This window comes from Acidobacteriota bacterium (assembly GCA_028875575.1).
GTDB lineage: Bacteria > Acidobacteriota > Terriglobia > Versatilivoradales > Versatilivoraceae > Versatilivorator.
The window spans coordinates 24,833-38,726 of record JAPPDF010000005.1; the positions used below are offsets into that span (position 1 = coordinate 24,833).

Below are 13,894 nucleotides of genomic sequence, written 5' to 3' on the forward strand. Positions count from 1 at the left end.
TTATACTACCCGTCACGACGCCGGGGGCCAGTTAGCGTGACCGATCCAACCGAATTCTTCGACCTGACCCAATTCGAGCACCGGGATCTCTGGCGCCGGGGCGATAGGGTGTGGGACGCGTTGAAGCGGCTACAGGCCTGCCTCGAAGCCCTGGTTCCGTCCGGGACCATGGATATCCAGGGAGAAATCTCCCCGGGCGCCACCCTCCATGGAACCGGGATCCGCATCGGCCCCGGCACCGTGGTGGAAGACGGCGCCTACATCGCCGGACCGGCCGTTATCGGCAGTGACTGCCGGATCCGGCACGCCGCCTGCATCCGCGGCGGGGTGATCGCCGGAGACGGCTGCGTCGTCGGCCACAGCAGCGAGGTGAAGGGCGCCATTCTGCTGAACCAGAGCAAGGCCCCCCATTTTGCTTACGTGGGAGACAGCATCCTGGGACAGCGAGCCAACCTGGGAGCCGGCACCAAGCTCTCCAATCTCACCCTTGTCAGCGCCAGGAACCCCGAGACGGGCCGGCGGCCCACGCTGCAGATCCGGATCGACGACCGGACCTACGACACCGGCCTCACCAAGCTGGGCGCCATACTGGGGGACGACGTCCAGACCGGCTGCAACTGCGTCACGCACCCGGGCTGCCTGGTGGGTCCACGCACTCTCATTTACGCCAACGTGGCGCTCCGCAAGGGCTACACCCCGGCCGACAGCCTGGTCAAGCTCAACCAGACCACCACCGTGGTGACCCGGCGCCCGACGGACTGAGTCTCAGCCACCTACAAGTAGATCTCGCGGGCGTGCCCCCGAAGGTCCATTTCATAGTCGATGTCGACCACGGGCGGGCGGGCATAGTGCCACTGCAGGCCGCGCAGACTGGCAGGCCCCATCCGGGAATGAATTTCCGCCTCGATGAAGGGGTGAATGTCGAACACGGTATAGACCGTGACCCCGGTCACCTGAGACCAGTCCTTCTCCAGATCCACCAGACGCTGATCCAATATCTGCATCACGGCTGCGTTCTTTTCCCGGATCGCCTCCGCCGAGGTGTCTCCCCGGCGGACGATGGTGCTTTGCCCTTCGGGTGAGACGGTAATTTCGCCGGCCCCGGCAGCCACGAAGGTGGACCGTTGCAGACCGGGTGCCGGAGCGGTGAAGGCGAAGGCAAACAGCGAGGTCTCGGTGGGAGGACCCACCACCGGGGCTACGTTGGTTCTGGCCATGGGGTTGACCCCGTCCACCAGGATCTGCCAATCGGTCACCAGGGATCGGTACCCCTGATTGAATTCGCTGAAGCCCTCGGCTGTGAAGGGGCGGGCGCAACGCAGCTCAATGGCGCAGAGCGCCTGGCGCGGCCTCCTCTGCTCCTTCAGAAACGCATCGATGAGATCGAAACCCTGCCGCCAGGGCAGCAACTCCTTCAGCGTGACGCGCACGATCTCGTAGCCCGGCGCGGAAACCACTCCGTCCGAAAAGGCTTCTCCTCCCGGCGCAAAGAGATAGTTCCCTCCAGGATGATTGACAAGCATGGCCACCTCCCTCAGTTGGATTGAATACGCAAGCCTTGACCGCCGCCCTCCTGCAGGGCGGGCAATATCTCCAGAATTTCTGCAAGTGTTTCCTCTTGAAGACTTCGAAGCAGGTTGAGCCGCCCGTAGAGAAGGCTTCCCGGGGACGGCCCCCGCAGCGCCCGGCTGATCGGACCGTCGGCTGCGACTCGAATGAACGCCTGGGGGCGGCTTTGGTGCGCCAGCCGGTGATGGTGGAGAATGGCCCCCAGGGGCCTGTGTCCTTGCAGGATCTCCTCTCTTGCCGGGAGGGGGAAAGCATCCAGGTGAATCCGAATGGCCCCGAACACCACCGGAGTCTCCTCCCGGTCCAGCACCAGCAGAACCTGGCGTGTCAGCAGCTCCCCGGATATCCACTGTTGCATGACGCGCAGTTGGATCGGCCGGCCAAATGCCGCCTCCAGGGTCGGAGTCATATCCCGGTCGTGAACCAGTAGCCTCCGGTAGGGCTGAGGCATCTCCTCAACGTCGAGGCAGGAGATCGAAGGCGGTTCCACCCCCATTCGCTCGTAGCACTCTCTGAGCGGGTAAAGCAGGTCAGCGCGATAATCCATTGCAGAGGCCCGATGCGCCGAACAGCCCGATCGCGGTTCCGCGGAACCGCCGCCTTCGATTCAGCCTGTGGGAGTCCTGCGACCAAAAGGAATTGGGGCGGCGCCTGGCAGAGATGAGGTCCGACTCAAGCAGGCCGCCGCCACAGGGCTATCCTAGCATAAAAAAAGTCCCCGGGCGGGGCCCGGGGACCGTTGAATGCGCGCGGATTCAGGGAAGGGTGGCGGCCAGGTAGAGAGTGACCGTCTCCCCGGTGGCAGGTTGGCCCCGTTTCACCAGAAACAGGACATCCGTGCCCGGCTGGAGCTCTCCAGCCAGCTTCGCAAGCCGTCCGGGAGTGGAAACGACTGCCTTGTTGAGCTCCACCAGGACGTCCCCCGGCCTCAGGCCGGCATCGTCGGCGACGCTCCCGGGCTCCACCTGCACGACCATCACCCCCTCGGCCCCAGCGCCAAGGTGGCGCTTCCATTGAGGGGAAAGGCTCTGGACAAGCAGGCCCAGCTTCAGGCTGTCGGACTCCAGGCCCGATCCCGACTCGGCCACCTGCTCCTCGGCAAAGACTTCGGCCCGGTCGCCCACGGTCAGCCTGGCCGTCCGCTTGCTGCCGTCCCGGATGTATTCGACCTCCACCGTCTCTCCGGGGGAGGTTTCGGACAGCAAGGGATAGATGTCGGCCGGCTCACCGATTTTCCGTCCCTTGAATCCGACGATGACATCGCCGGGCTGCAGCCCCGCCCGATCGGCAGGGCCGTCCTCGGGCCGGACCTGCTGGACGATGACGCCTTTGCCGTCGCTAGCTCCAAGGGCCTTGAGGGCCTGGGAGCTGGCCTCGGTTTGCATGCTGATTCCCAGGGCTCCCCGGGTGACCCGGCCATGCTCGATGAGCTGATTGTAGACCCGAATGGCCGTGTTGGAGGGAACGGCAAAGCCGACTCCCGAGTTGTCGCCGGAGGCGCTCAGGATGGCCGTGTTGACCCCGATCACTTCTCCGGCCAGGTTCACCAGCGGCCCGCCGGAATTGCCGCGGTTGATGGCGGCGTCAGTCTGCAGAAAGCGCTGCCAGTGGGATCGGCCCGGCCGAGCGGTAGCGCTGATGATCCCGGCGGTGACGGTACGCTCCAGGCCGTAGGGGCTGCCGATGGCCAGGACCCAGTCTCCCCGTCTCATGCCGTCAGAATTGCCCAGCCTGGCGACTTCCAGCGGTTCCCCGGCATCGATCTCGATCACTGCCAGGTCGGTGAAGTTGTCACCGCCTACGACCTTGGCGGGAAACTCTTCGCCCGAGGTCAGTTCCACCCGAATCTCATCGGCGCCGTTGACGACATGATAGTTGGTGAGGATATACCCCCTGGGGTCGACCACGAACCCCGAGCCCAGGGACTCGCGCTTCTGGCTTCGACTCGGCGGCAGTTCGCCCCCGAAGAAGCGGTTGAAGAAGTCGAAGGGATCCTGGAACTGTCGTCCCCCTCCGCCTCCCCGGCGTGGCAGCCGGAAGCGGTGCTTCACCACGGTGTTGATGTTGACCACGGCCCGGTCGACCGCGTCCGAGACTTCGGAAAAGCGGGAAGACAGCTCGGCGGCCGTCGGGACATTGAGGGTGGCGGCCGGCGGCGCCGGGCCGGCGCCGAGAGGCTGATGCATCAACCTCCCGGCAACCTGCCCGACGACCAGGGCAGCTGCTATCACTCCAGCGGCGATGAACTTGTTGGCTTTCATTGATCCTTGTCCCCTTTCTCCAGGTTTTTCCTGAATTTCGGATTGGCTCTCAGGGAGCCATTCACACTCCGGCCGGGTTTAGAGCAAACGGCGTGCCAAAGCCTTCCAGAAAATTTCAGGGAGAATAAACTGTTTATTATTATGGTGTTATGGAGATGATTCCCCGATAGCACGGAATGGACGGGTCCGGCCAAACGCGCCGTTTTGGCACGATGGGAGCCGCCATTTGCGCCGATTCTGCAGACGAGGATTGCTGTCGCCGCATTCGCGGCCCAACTCCCGTAAGCGAGGTTTGCCCACGGCTCGACTGGAATCTCCGGCTTGCCGCCGGGGGGAATATTCCAATTAACAAGCACGTTTCCCCTTGCAGTGTCGTGAGTTGGGTGAGAGCTGCGAAGCTGCGGTTGACGTGGTTATCCACGGAAGCGTTTACTACAGGCCATCCTTATAGAGCAGCGAAGCTGCGGCTCAGGGTAGCCCCGGGTGGAAGCCCGGGGGCGTTCCGGTTTTGCGCCAACTTAGCCGCGAAGGCGGCGAATAGAAAGCGCCCTCCCGAAACGCACGGCTTTTCCAGAACGACGCCGCCCACCTAGCCGCGAAGGCGGCGATTTAGAAGCACCCGTCCCGAAACGCAATGTCTCTCCAAAAGGACGCTACCCGCGCCCCGGGCGTCAGCCCCGGGGTCGTATGGGTTTTGCGTTAACCTAGCCGCGAAGGCGGCGAATAGAGAGCACCCGTCCCGAAACGCACGGCTTTTCCGGAACGACGCCGCCCACGTAGCCGCGTATGCGGCGATTTAGAAGCGCCATCCCGGCCCGCTGCCCCTGGCGCTTTCAGCGCCCAAAACCCTGTAAATTTCGATGCCCATTGACAGCGACGTGGGGCGGTGTCGTTCTGGAGAGGTTGTGCGTTCGGGGACGCGGCTTCTAATTCGCCGCCTTCGCGGCTGGGTTGGCGCAGACCCCATACGACCCCGGGTTGACACCCGGGGCTACCCTGAGTCGCAGCTACGCAGCTCTTTAAGGATGGCCCGTAGGAGGCGTCTCGCCGGGTAACCCACGTCAACCGCAGCATTCGCAGCTCTCCCCTAACCCACGACACTGCGGGGGGACAGGAAATTTTGTCTAATTGGATTACCAGGCGACGGGCCGGGGATTCCAGTAGAGCCGCGAACGCGACGATTTGGAAACACCCGTCACGAAACGCACCACCGCTCCAAAATGACGCTCAAACCCACCCTCACTCCTTCCACCCGTCTCACCGGTGCAACCCTTTGTCAGAAATCCGAGCTGGTGGCTGCCGTCCCGTCCCCTGTGATATAAGGCCTCGGAGGAGGCCGGTCATGGACGTAGTGGTGCAGAAATACGGCGGAAGCTCGGTGGCGGACCTCCCCAGGCTGGAAGGCGTGGCCGACCGGATTGCCCGGAGCGCAGCCAGGGGCGATCGGATCTGCACGGTGGTGTCGGCCATGGGCCGAACCACCGACGACCTGCTGTCCCTGGCCCGGCAGGTAACGGAGACGCCCCCGCGGCGCGAGCTGGACATGCTGGTCTCGACCGGGGAGCGCATCGCCATGGCGCTGCTGGCCATGGCCATTCAGAAGCGGGGGCTGGAAGCCATCTCCTTTACCGGCTCCCAATCGGGAATCATCACCAACGACCGGCACTCGGACGCCCAGATCATCGAGGTGCGCCCGGTGCGCATCCAGGACGAGCTCTCTCGAGGCAAGGTGGTTATCGTGGCCGGCTTTCAGGGGATGTCCTACCGGCGGGAGATCACCACCCTGGGCCGCGGGGGCTCCGACGCCACCGCCGTCGCTCTGGCTTCGGCCCTGGGCGCCTCCTACTGCGAGATCTGCTCGGACGTGGACGGCGTCTACACGGCCGATCCGCGACGGGTGCCGGAAGCCTTTCTGCTGGAGAAAATCTCCTACGAAGAAATGCTGGAACTGGCCACCCACGGAGCCCAGGTTCTCAACGTTCAGGCCGTCGAGTGGGCCCGCAAGACCGGCGTCACCATCCTCACCAGCGCAGCCCACCGGGAGGGAGGCCACTCCCGGGTTTCCAGTGAGGGAACCGGCTTGCCGGCCTGCGGTGTGACGGTTGCGGAGAATCTGGCCCGGCTGGGTCTCCTGGGGACCGAAGGGGAGTTGCAGACCCGGCTCGGGCAGTTGGGGTTGCCCTTCCGGCCCTGCCGGGGAGGCGCGGAAACGGAGACCATCTGCGTGGTCGCCGCCAACGAGTTTCCCGAATGGCCGTCGCTTCGAAGCGAGCTGACCCGCGGGCTGGGCTCGCGCCTGACTCTCCAGGAAGGGATATCCGGATTGTCGGTGGTCGGAGAAGGCCTGCACTCCGACGCCGCCGGGCGGGCGCTGGAGACGGCCAGGCGCTCGGGGATGGAAGTACTGGGCGTGGAAACCTCGCCTCAGCGAATCACGCTGCTGGTGACGGGGGACAAGACTACCCCCCTCACCGCCGCCTTGCACCGGACCTTTATCGAGACCCTCGGCCGTCCACCAAGAGATCTTCCAGAGTGATTGTGGAAGCGTGTCCGGATTTGGAGGTCTTCAGGAAACTGACCAGGTCCAGCAACTGCTTCAAGGTGTAGCGTTGACCGTAGGTTTCAGGCATGGGGGAACCGGGCTGGGGCTCCAGGGACTGAACCTGATCTCGCTTCATGCTCCTCCGAACTGGCGGCAGCTCGGTGATGTCGTAGAACCGGATCCGCTGCTTCCCCTCGCCAGCCTTCAGGACGGTCAGATGTTCCCCGGCCACGGTGGTGAGCTTGAAGACGGCTGGTTGGCTTGAAGGCCGGGACGCCGGCAGGACGATGTCCCGCAGAATCTCGTTGGCGGGGCGATCCGCCAGCCCGCTGAGATCAGGACCGACTGTAGCCCCCATCCCCTGTATGCGGTGGCATTGAGCACAGTTGAAATCGTCGGCCGCATCGAAGAACAGCTCCCGCCCCTTGTCGGGCTCGCCCGTCAGTCCAACCAATGCCTTCCCGGCTTCAGGCTCCGGCTCCGGCAGACTTGGGGTCTCTTGCAACCCCCCTGCCTGCGCGTCCGGTGCGGGCAGGGCCGCGGCGGCCACCTCGGCGGCGCCGGACTGCTCCGGATCGGAGAGTGACATCACGTAGGCCACCACCGACCAGATCTCGTCCTGGCTGAGCTTCTCTTTCCATCCCGGCATGGAGGACCGGGGGATGCCCTCCGCGGTCACCCGATAGAGGTAGCCCGGCTCCCACGGTTTGCCGCGCAGGCGAGGGCCGCCGCCGGCCCGACCCTCGGCTCCATGGCAGTAGCCGACCGAACAACTCCGGGCGAACAGGGTCCGGCCGGCTCCGATCACCGCCGGGTCCTTGAGATCGACACTGGGCTGTTGGGGCCAGGGCGCCCACAGAGGAGCACCCGCCAGCACCAGGATTCCGACAAACCCGACCATCTCTTCGCTCCCGCGGGGGCCTGCCTCAAACTGCCGAAGAAGGAAGCCGCCGCCTCAATCGCACGAGTTTAGCTTGCTGCCTGCTGGGGGAGTAGGGGACGTCCCCAGCGCTGCGAGTTCTCGGATACCCTTTCCCCTTCCCGACCTTCGGCGGATTCCTCTGGAGACTTCTCCAACCCCTTAGTGTCCCTTCGTGGAAAACTCCTTTTCCTTTCGTGCTCTTACTGGAGCCCCCTTACCCCCGGCCGGCCCCTATTCGGGCAGGGCAAACACGATCAGGGCGCTTCCGCCCGGGAAGTCCTCCACCTCGGGCCAGAGTTGGGGCATCAGTCCGGCCACCGCCGATCCCCAGCCTGCCGGGACCGCGATGTACTGCCGCCCGTTCACCGCATAGCTGATGGGAGACCCGCGGTGGCCGGAACCGGTGTTGAAGCTCCACAGCTTCTTGCCGGTTTCAGCATCCAGGGCGAAGAATTCTCCCTCGGGATCGCCGGTGAAGACCAGGTTGCCGCCGGTCGCCACCGCCGAGGCCAGCAAGGGGTACTTGGAGTAGTAGCTCCATTTCTTCTCCCCGGTCACAGGATCCAGGGCGTCGAGATGGCTGCCCTGGTCTCCCTTGGGAGTAGGCTTGAGCTCGAACACCCCTCCGAAAAAGGTCTCGCCCGGCCTGGGGTCCTCCTTCTGCACGGTGAGGGTCTGACACCACTCGATGCCGGTGTTGTAGAACAGCCCCGTCTTGGGGCTGTAGGCCCCGTGGTTCCAGCTTCGGGCCCCGCCGATGGCCGGGCAGACCAGGGTGGGCTTCCCCACCTCGGGCTCCATCCGTCCCAGCAGCTTCCCGGTGGAATCGATCCCTTCGATCCAGTTGAGGTTTTCGACGAAGCGCCAGGCGCCGATGAACTCGCCGTTGGTCCGGTCCAGGACCCAGGTGTACCCGCCCTTGTTGGGATTGATCAGGAGCTTGCGCTTCTTGCCGTTGACCGGCAGGTCGACCAACAAGCATTCGTAGGCGGTATCCCAGTCCCAGACGTCGTGGGGAATCTGCTGGTAATACCACTTCAACTCCCCGCTGTCGGCATCCAGGGCTACGATGGAATCGGTATAGAGGTTGTCCCCGGTCCGGTCTCCGCCGTAGAAGTCGGCGGCCGGATTCCCCACCCCCCAGTAGATCAGGTTCAACTCCGGATCGTAGGAGCCGGTCATCCAGGTGGCCCCGCCGCCATACTTCCAACTGTCTCCCTTCCAGGTTTCGTGGCCCTTTTCTCCCGGCCCGGGAATGGTCCAGAACCTCCAGGCCCGCCGGCCGGTCCTGGCGTCGAAGGCGTTCAGATAGCCGCGATGGGCCGAATCGCCCCCGGTGACCCCGACCACGACCTTGTCCTTGACCACCAGGGGTGCGCCGGTGATGTTGCACCCGCACTGCTGCATGTTCTCGATCTCGACGTTCCAGACTTCCTCCCCGGTCTTGGCGTCCAGCGCCACCAGGCGGTTGTCGATGGTCCCCATGAAGACCAGTCCGTGGCCCAGGGCCGCCCCCCGGTTCCAGGGACCGTAGAGGAGGCCGAAGTCCTTGGGCTCGGGATGGTAGTAGTGCCAGATCTCCTTGCCGGTGACGGCATCCAGCGCAAAGACCCGGTTCCAGGGGGTGGTGATGTACATGACTCCGTCCGCCACCAGGGGAGTGCAGGAGAAACCGCCGTCCACCTTGCCCGTCTGAAAGATCCAGACCGGCGCCAGCCGTTTCACGTTCTCCCGATTGATCTGATCCAGCGGACTGTAGCGCCAGGCGTCATAAGTCCCGGAATAGATCAGCCAGTTCTGCGGCTCCTTGGCCGCCTCGATCAGGCGCTTGGAATCGACGGTTTCGGCCGATGCGATCGGAAGCAATGCTATTGACAACAGCATGAGGATTGAGGCGGCGAGCGCCCAAGCGGGTTTGGCGGGCATGGGGGTCTCCAGTTTCCGGACGTTGAACGGGTGTTGGTCCACCCGGTGACCTGATCTCGGGAGCTATCACTAACACTTCCGGGTCGAAGCTGTCAATGAACGGGGGGGGATGTGGAGAGGTTGCGGGCTGTACTTCTCATATTCACTCATGGGACGCCGCGTTGGCCCCCCTCCGGCTCGACTGCGGGCGGTGCCCTTGTCTCACCGACTCCCCCTCAAGGGGGGAGTGATTCTTGAGGCTTGCATCAGACTTCTTGCCCATTTCCCATCTCGTGGTAGCATGCTGGGCTTGGGCCGCATCCGCGACCGACCGAAGGAGCAACGACTCATGGTCGAATTGGGCAGTTATCTGATCCTGCTGCTTGCCGGCTTCATTGCCGGCATGCTGAACGTGGTGGCCGGAGGGGGGTCCTTCCTGACGCTTCCGGTCCTGATCTTCCTGGGACTGCCGGCCACCGTGGCCAACGGGACCAACCGGGTAGCGGTCCTGACCCAGAACGTAGGGGCCGTCTGGAGCTTTCATCAACACGGGGTGATGGACTGGCGAACCAGCCTCCAGTCGGCGGCTCTGCCGGCGATGATTGGTGCCTGGCTGGGTGCCGAGGTTGCTATTTGGGTCGGGGATGAGGCCTTCAAGGACACTCTGGCATTCCTGATGGTGGCGGTGACGCTCTGGACCCTTTGGGACCCGCTCAAGGGAAAGCTGGACTCGTCTCCCGGTGGACGGCCCTGGTGGATGATTGCCGCCGCCTTCTTTGTGGTCGGCGTTTACAGCGGATTCGTCCAGGCCGGAGTGGGATTCCTCATCCTGGCGGCCACTACCCTGGGGGGCTTGGACCTGGTCAAGGGAAACGCGGTGAAGGTGCTGGTGATCCTGGCAACCATGGTCGTCTCCCTGTGGGTCTTTGCGAGCCAGGGAAAGGTCGATTGGCTTCTGGGGTTCGTCCTGGGCGCCGGAAACCTGGCAGGAGGATTGGTGGGGGTCAGGCTCACCGTCCTCAAGGGACACGGGTGGATCAAAAAGGTGGTGACGGTCACCGTCATCCTGTTTGCCCTGCGGCTGTGGTTTCTGGAGTAAAGGGCCGAATTTCTGGCACAGCCGCAGCCGGACTCATCGGAGAAAGCCGCCGTGAAAACTTCCCATGACACTTCATCCCGCCGCAAAGTGACGCCGGGAAGAGTTCTACTTGCGGCCATCCTGCTGTCTTTGGCGGTGGTGGCGGTCCTGTTGGTTCTTACCTACCTGAAGCTGACCGACCTGAGCCGGGAAATGGCCGGGCTCAGACGGGTGAGCAGAACCGTGGCCGAAACCGCCGAGAGCGCCAGGCGCCAGGCCGGACGGGCCGAGGAAAACGCTCTCAAGGCGGCTCTGGGGCGAGCCCAGGCCGAGGAAGAGGCCTCGGAGGCGCGGGCGGCCGCCGCCAAGTCGAAGGCCGAAATGAGGGAGGCCAGGCAGGAAGCCGAGCGGGCGCGACAGGAGGCCGCCCGGATACGCAAGGAGCGCGACGAGAAGCTGGACGCCATGCAGCAAGCGCTCAGCCAACTGGTGGAAACCCGGCGCACGGCTCTGGGTCTTATCATGAACCTGGACAGCGAGGCCATCCAGTTCGAATTCGACAAGGCCGACCTGAAGCCCCACAACAAGGAACTGCTCAGCAAGATCGCCGGAATCCTGCTGACCTCGAAGGGGCATCACATCTTTGTCTACGGCCACACCGACGACGTGGGCACCCAAGCTTACAACCAGCAACTCTCGGAGCGGCGGGCCAAGGCCGTGCGGGACTACCTGGTGGCCTCCTTCATCGATCCGGACATCGTCACGGCCGAGGGCTTCGGCAAGTCCAGCCCCCTGGTGGAGGGCACTTCGACGGAAGCCCGAGCCCGGAACCGGCGGGTCGAGATCGCCATCGTGGACACCGTGCTGGACTACCAGCAAAGGACTCGCCAGTAGATATTTCTGGATTGTGGAACCTTTTGCAAAATTCGGCAGGGGACGCATCCCGGGAATGGCCACAAAAGGCACAAGAACACAAATTGTGACGTTTGCGCCTAGACAGCGTTTTTCACCGGTTCGCACCGGATATTGAAAAGGACAGAACCTCAGGTTCGCAGGCAAGTTGATCTGCCACGCTGCGAATATTGCAAAAGCTCTGTGGATTGTAGATTTTGGACTTGGGGCAAAACCAGTCGGCATAGATCCCCAATCAACAATGAGTCCGTCCCTTCCCGCCTCTTCCCTGATATCTCTTCAGGAAGCTCGGGTTAGCCCTCCTTGCCTTCGATCAGGGTAAAGACAGTGCGATTTTTCCAGTAGTTGTCGAAGTGAATTTCCCGGATGCGGGCGCCCCTCTGTCGGAGGTAATCGCCCCCGAACTCCCAGATGACCGGGAATTCTCGGTCGCAGCCGTGAAAGCTGGGAGGCAGGTGGGACACCAGCCTTCCGGAGGCGTCCTGGGACATCCGTTGCCGGGTGACCCGGGAGAGGAGCAGCGGAATGGTGTAGATCTGGAGCCCGCCGGGCTTCAACACCCGCCGAACCTCATCCAGGGCTTGGCCGTAGTCCAGCAGATGTTCCAGCGTTTCGGAGTGAACGGCCAAGTCGAACGTATCGTCCTCGAAGGACAACCGGGACATGTCCTCATTGGACCTGCCGTCGATTTGGGACCCGAGGGGCTTGTCGGGTCGATGGACGGTTTCGGTGACGCTGCCGAGGCTCTGCAAGGCCGGCGCCAGGGCGTTGACCTGGTTCAGGTGCAAAATCCTCAGCCGCGAGCCGGGCCGACACCGGCGCCTGATGCTCCACAGCAGCATGCGGACCCGTTTGGACATGCCGCAATTGCGGCAGCGATCGCCTTCCCGCAGGTCCAGCCAGCGCCGTTCGCGACCCGAGAGCCCCCAGGCGGCGGCCAAGGGGTCGTCGATAACAACCTCCTGCTCGAAGTCACGGCAGCCGCAAAGGATGCATCCGCGGCGGTCGATTCGACAGCACCGGTAGGTCTTGCCCATCATTTACCCGCCGCCCGTCGGAAATCCCAACTACAGCCTGGATCGGAAGAGGGCCAGTTGCTTCTCGAAGAGAGCAAGCGTGGCCGAATCGTAGAGGCAGAAAACGACCTGCCGGAGCCGACTCTTTCCTGAAAGATAATTGCAGGTCACTTCCAGCATGATTCGGGCGCATCTGTCGGCGGGAAAGCCGAAAATCCCGGTGCTGATGGCCGGAAAGGCGATGCTCTTCAGGCCTTTCGAGTCGGCCAGGACCAGGCTGGTCCGGGTCGCCCGGCCGAGCTTTTCGTCCTCTTCCCCCTCGCCCATGCGCGGCCCCACCGCGTGGATGACGTGGCGGGCCTTGAGATTCCCCCCGCCGGTCATGACGGCCCCGCCGACTTCGGTGCCGCCGATTCGGTGGCATTCTCTCTGAATCGAGTCTCCCCCTTTGCGTCGGATGGCCCCGGCCACACCCGCTCCCAGGATCAGCTCCCGATTGGCGGCATTGACGATGGCATCGGTATCCTGCTCGGTGATGTCCCCCTGAAGCAACAGAAGCTCTGTGTCCTTGATTTTCACTCGCATGCCGCGACTTCCCCGACAACTGTTGCGCTCAACTATGCCGTTGACTCATTCGAGTCGGATTGATTCCATCTTGGGCGGCATCAATGCCATCCTGCCTTGAAGCGGTTTATTTCAGGAATTTGGCAGGTCTATCGGCCAAGACGTGATCGAAGAGGCGAACCGGCTGGGGCGGCGCACATTCGGTCCAGCCCGTTACTTCTGCTGCTCTACCAACTCGCCCCGGGTGAATCCTTCAAACAGCCCTTCCAGCCGGGCCATGCGTTCCCGGAGATCGGCGACGTCTCCACGGACATCGGCCACATCTCCTCGGACATTGGCGACGTCCTCTCGGACATGTTGAATTTCCAGTCTGAACTCCTGTCGGATATCGGATGAGACCTTCCATCCGAGGCTGACCAATGCCACGCCGAGAATGCCGATGGCAATCAACTCCGCGCTGAGAATCATTGCTGATGCTCCTTCCACTTCGACGAGCCCGCCGAGAGGGAGAACAGACCAGGCAAGGGGTTCATTTGCTGACGGATCACTCGGTTAGTGTACCACGCAAGACAGGCTTGAAAGAACAGAGCCCGCGGCGGGACCTGCGGTCCCTGAGAGGGAAATCGGTGCAGGAGGCGTTCCGGGGTGTTCTGGTATGCCAGGGGCCTGGAAATCGCAGCCTGCCCGGCAAGGCTCGCGGATTCCGGGTGCAGGACACCGTCGAACGCCATGGCGGCTTCGATGCCGTCATGGAGAAGGTCGTCCAACAGGAACAGGAAAACCCGGCCTCCAACGGCCGCGAAATGATCGACGATTTCCGCCTCTGGGGGTCAAGGCGGTGTCGATAGACTAACCCGGTGTTCCTCTTCCGGGAGGATTTCCGGCGCTGCACCGACAGCGCGGGCTATTCCCTCAACCTGATGGTGTTCACCGGTCTTCCGGAAATGGGTTCGGAAGTTAGTTGGTTTACCTCGATCGAAGAACTCCCGGATCTGGACAAGGCACTGGCCCGATGGTTGAGCCGGGCGTAGTGTTGCGTTTTCAAATGCGACCCTCGTTCCTGTTGAAGATCCGCGTCTTGTTGTTCAGGTGTATAGGTACCGTGGCGACGACCGGTTTACCCGC

General features: G+C 63.3%; 14 protein-coding genes. 6 read left to right on the top strand and 8 right to left on the bottom strand.

All coding sequences use genetic code 11. From position 1 onward, the window contains the following. Positions 1–36: 36 nt before the first annotated feature. Positions 37–762, top strand: coding sequence for a glucose-1-phosphate thymidylyltransferase (locus tag OXI69_01140; protein MDE2664735.1), 726 nt, complete (start codon positions 37–39; stop codon positions 760–762). A gap of 11 nt (positions 763–773) precedes the next feature. Here OXI69_01140 and OXI69_01145 read toward each other — a convergent pair whose 3' ends face one another. The 3 genes from OXI69_01145 to OXI69_01155 all read right to left on the bottom strand — a co-directional run bounded on the left by OXI69_01145 (position 774) and on the right by OXI69_01155 (position 3,830). Then, the gene (locus tag OXI69_01145) at positions 774–1,523 is read right to left on the bottom strand and encodes a RidA family protein (GenBank protein ID MDE2664736.1); all 750 of its coding nucleotides are present in this window, start codon (positions 1,521–1,523) and stop codon (positions 774–776) included. Positions 1,524–1,534: 11 nt separating this feature from the next. Next, entirely contained in the window at positions 1,535–2,116 is a 582-nt protein-coding gene (locus tag OXI69_01150; GenBank protein MDE2664737.1) for a hypothetical protein, read from the bottom strand. Positions 2,117–2,324: 208 nt separating this feature from the next. Next, entirely contained in the window at positions 2,325–3,830 is a 1,506-nt protein-coding gene (locus OXI69_01155) for a Do family serine endopeptidase (GenBank protein ID MDE2664738.1), read from the bottom strand. A 1,342-nt stretch (positions 3,831–5,172) separates the two neighbouring features. Here OXI69_01155 and OXI69_01160 point away from each other — a divergent pair. Next, on the top strand, positions 5,173–6,366 hold the full coding sequence (locus OXI69_01160; protein MDE2664739.1) for an aspartate kinase: 1,194 nt from the start codon (positions 5,173–5,175) through the stop codon (positions 6,364–6,366). Here OXI69_01160 and OXI69_01165 read toward each other — a convergent pair. Both OXI69_01165 and OXI69_01170 read right to left on the bottom strand, forming a co-directional pair. Beyond that, positions 6,323–7,273: a c-type cytochrome gene (locus OXI69_01165; protein MDE2664740.1), complete on the bottom strand. Its 951-nt coding sequence runs from the start codon at positions 7,271–7,273 to the stop codon at positions 6,323–6,325. The two genes, OXI69_01160 and OXI69_01165, sit on opposite strands and share 44 nt — an antisense overlap. A gap of 252 nt (positions 7,274–7,525) precedes the next feature. Further along, positions 7,526–9,220: a PQQ-dependent dehydrogenase, methanol/ethanol family gene (locus OXI69_01170; GenBank protein MDE2664741.1), complete on the bottom strand. Its 1,695-nt coding sequence runs from the start codon at positions 9,218–9,220 to the stop codon at positions 7,526–7,528. Positions 9,221–9,548: 328 nt separating this feature from the next. Here OXI69_01170 and OXI69_01175 point away from each other — a divergent pair, with 328 nt between their 5' ends. Both OXI69_01175 and OXI69_01180 read left to right on the top strand, forming a co-directional pair. Continuing rightward, positions 9,549–10,298, top strand: a complete 750-nt coding sequence (locus OXI69_01175; protein ID MDE2664742.1) for a sulfite exporter TauE/SafE family protein — start codon at positions 9,549–9,551, stop codon at positions 10,296–10,298. Positions 10,299–10,349: 51 nt separating this feature from the next. Continuing rightward, on the top strand, positions 10,350–11,171 hold the full coding sequence (locus OXI69_01180) for an OmpA family protein (GenBank protein ID MDE2664743.1): 822 nt from the start codon (positions 10,350–10,352) through the stop codon (positions 11,169–11,171). A gap of 311 nt (positions 11,172–11,482) precedes the next feature. Here the strand turns inward: OXI69_01180 and OXI69_01185 are convergent, their stop codons facing one another. The 3 genes from OXI69_01185 to OXI69_01195 form a co-directional block, all read right to left on the bottom strand. Next, positions 11,483–12,229: a class I SAM-dependent methyltransferase gene (locus OXI69_01185; protein ID MDE2664744.1), complete on the bottom strand. Its 747-nt coding sequence runs from the start codon at positions 12,227–12,229 to the stop codon at positions 11,483–11,485. A 27-nt stretch (positions 12,230–12,256) separates the two neighbouring features. Next, on the bottom strand, positions 12,257–12,790 hold the full coding sequence (locus OXI69_01190; GenBank protein MDE2664745.1) for a macro domain-containing protein: 534 nt from the start codon (positions 12,788–12,790) through the stop codon (positions 12,257–12,259). Between the two features lie 192 nt (positions 12,791–12,982). Next, positions 12,983–13,237 (bottom strand): hypothetical protein, encoded by a 255-nt coding sequence (locus OXI69_01195; GenBank protein MDE2664746.1) that lies wholly within the window; start codon positions 13,235–13,237, stop codon positions 12,983–12,985. A gap of 107 nt (positions 13,238–13,344) precedes the next feature. Between OXI69_01195 and OXI69_01200 the strand changes: the two genes are divergently transcribed. After that, a complete protein-coding gene (locus OXI69_01200; GenBank protein MDE2664747.1) occupies positions 13,345–13,617 on the top strand; it encodes a hypothetical protein in 273 nt (90 codons plus the stop codon). A gap of 9 nt (positions 13,618–13,626) precedes the next feature. After that, entirely contained in the window at positions 13,627–13,800 is a 174-nt protein-coding gene (locus OXI69_01205) for a hypothetical protein (GenBank protein ID MDE2664748.1), read from the top strand. Positions 13,801–13,894 lie beyond the last annotated feature (94 nt).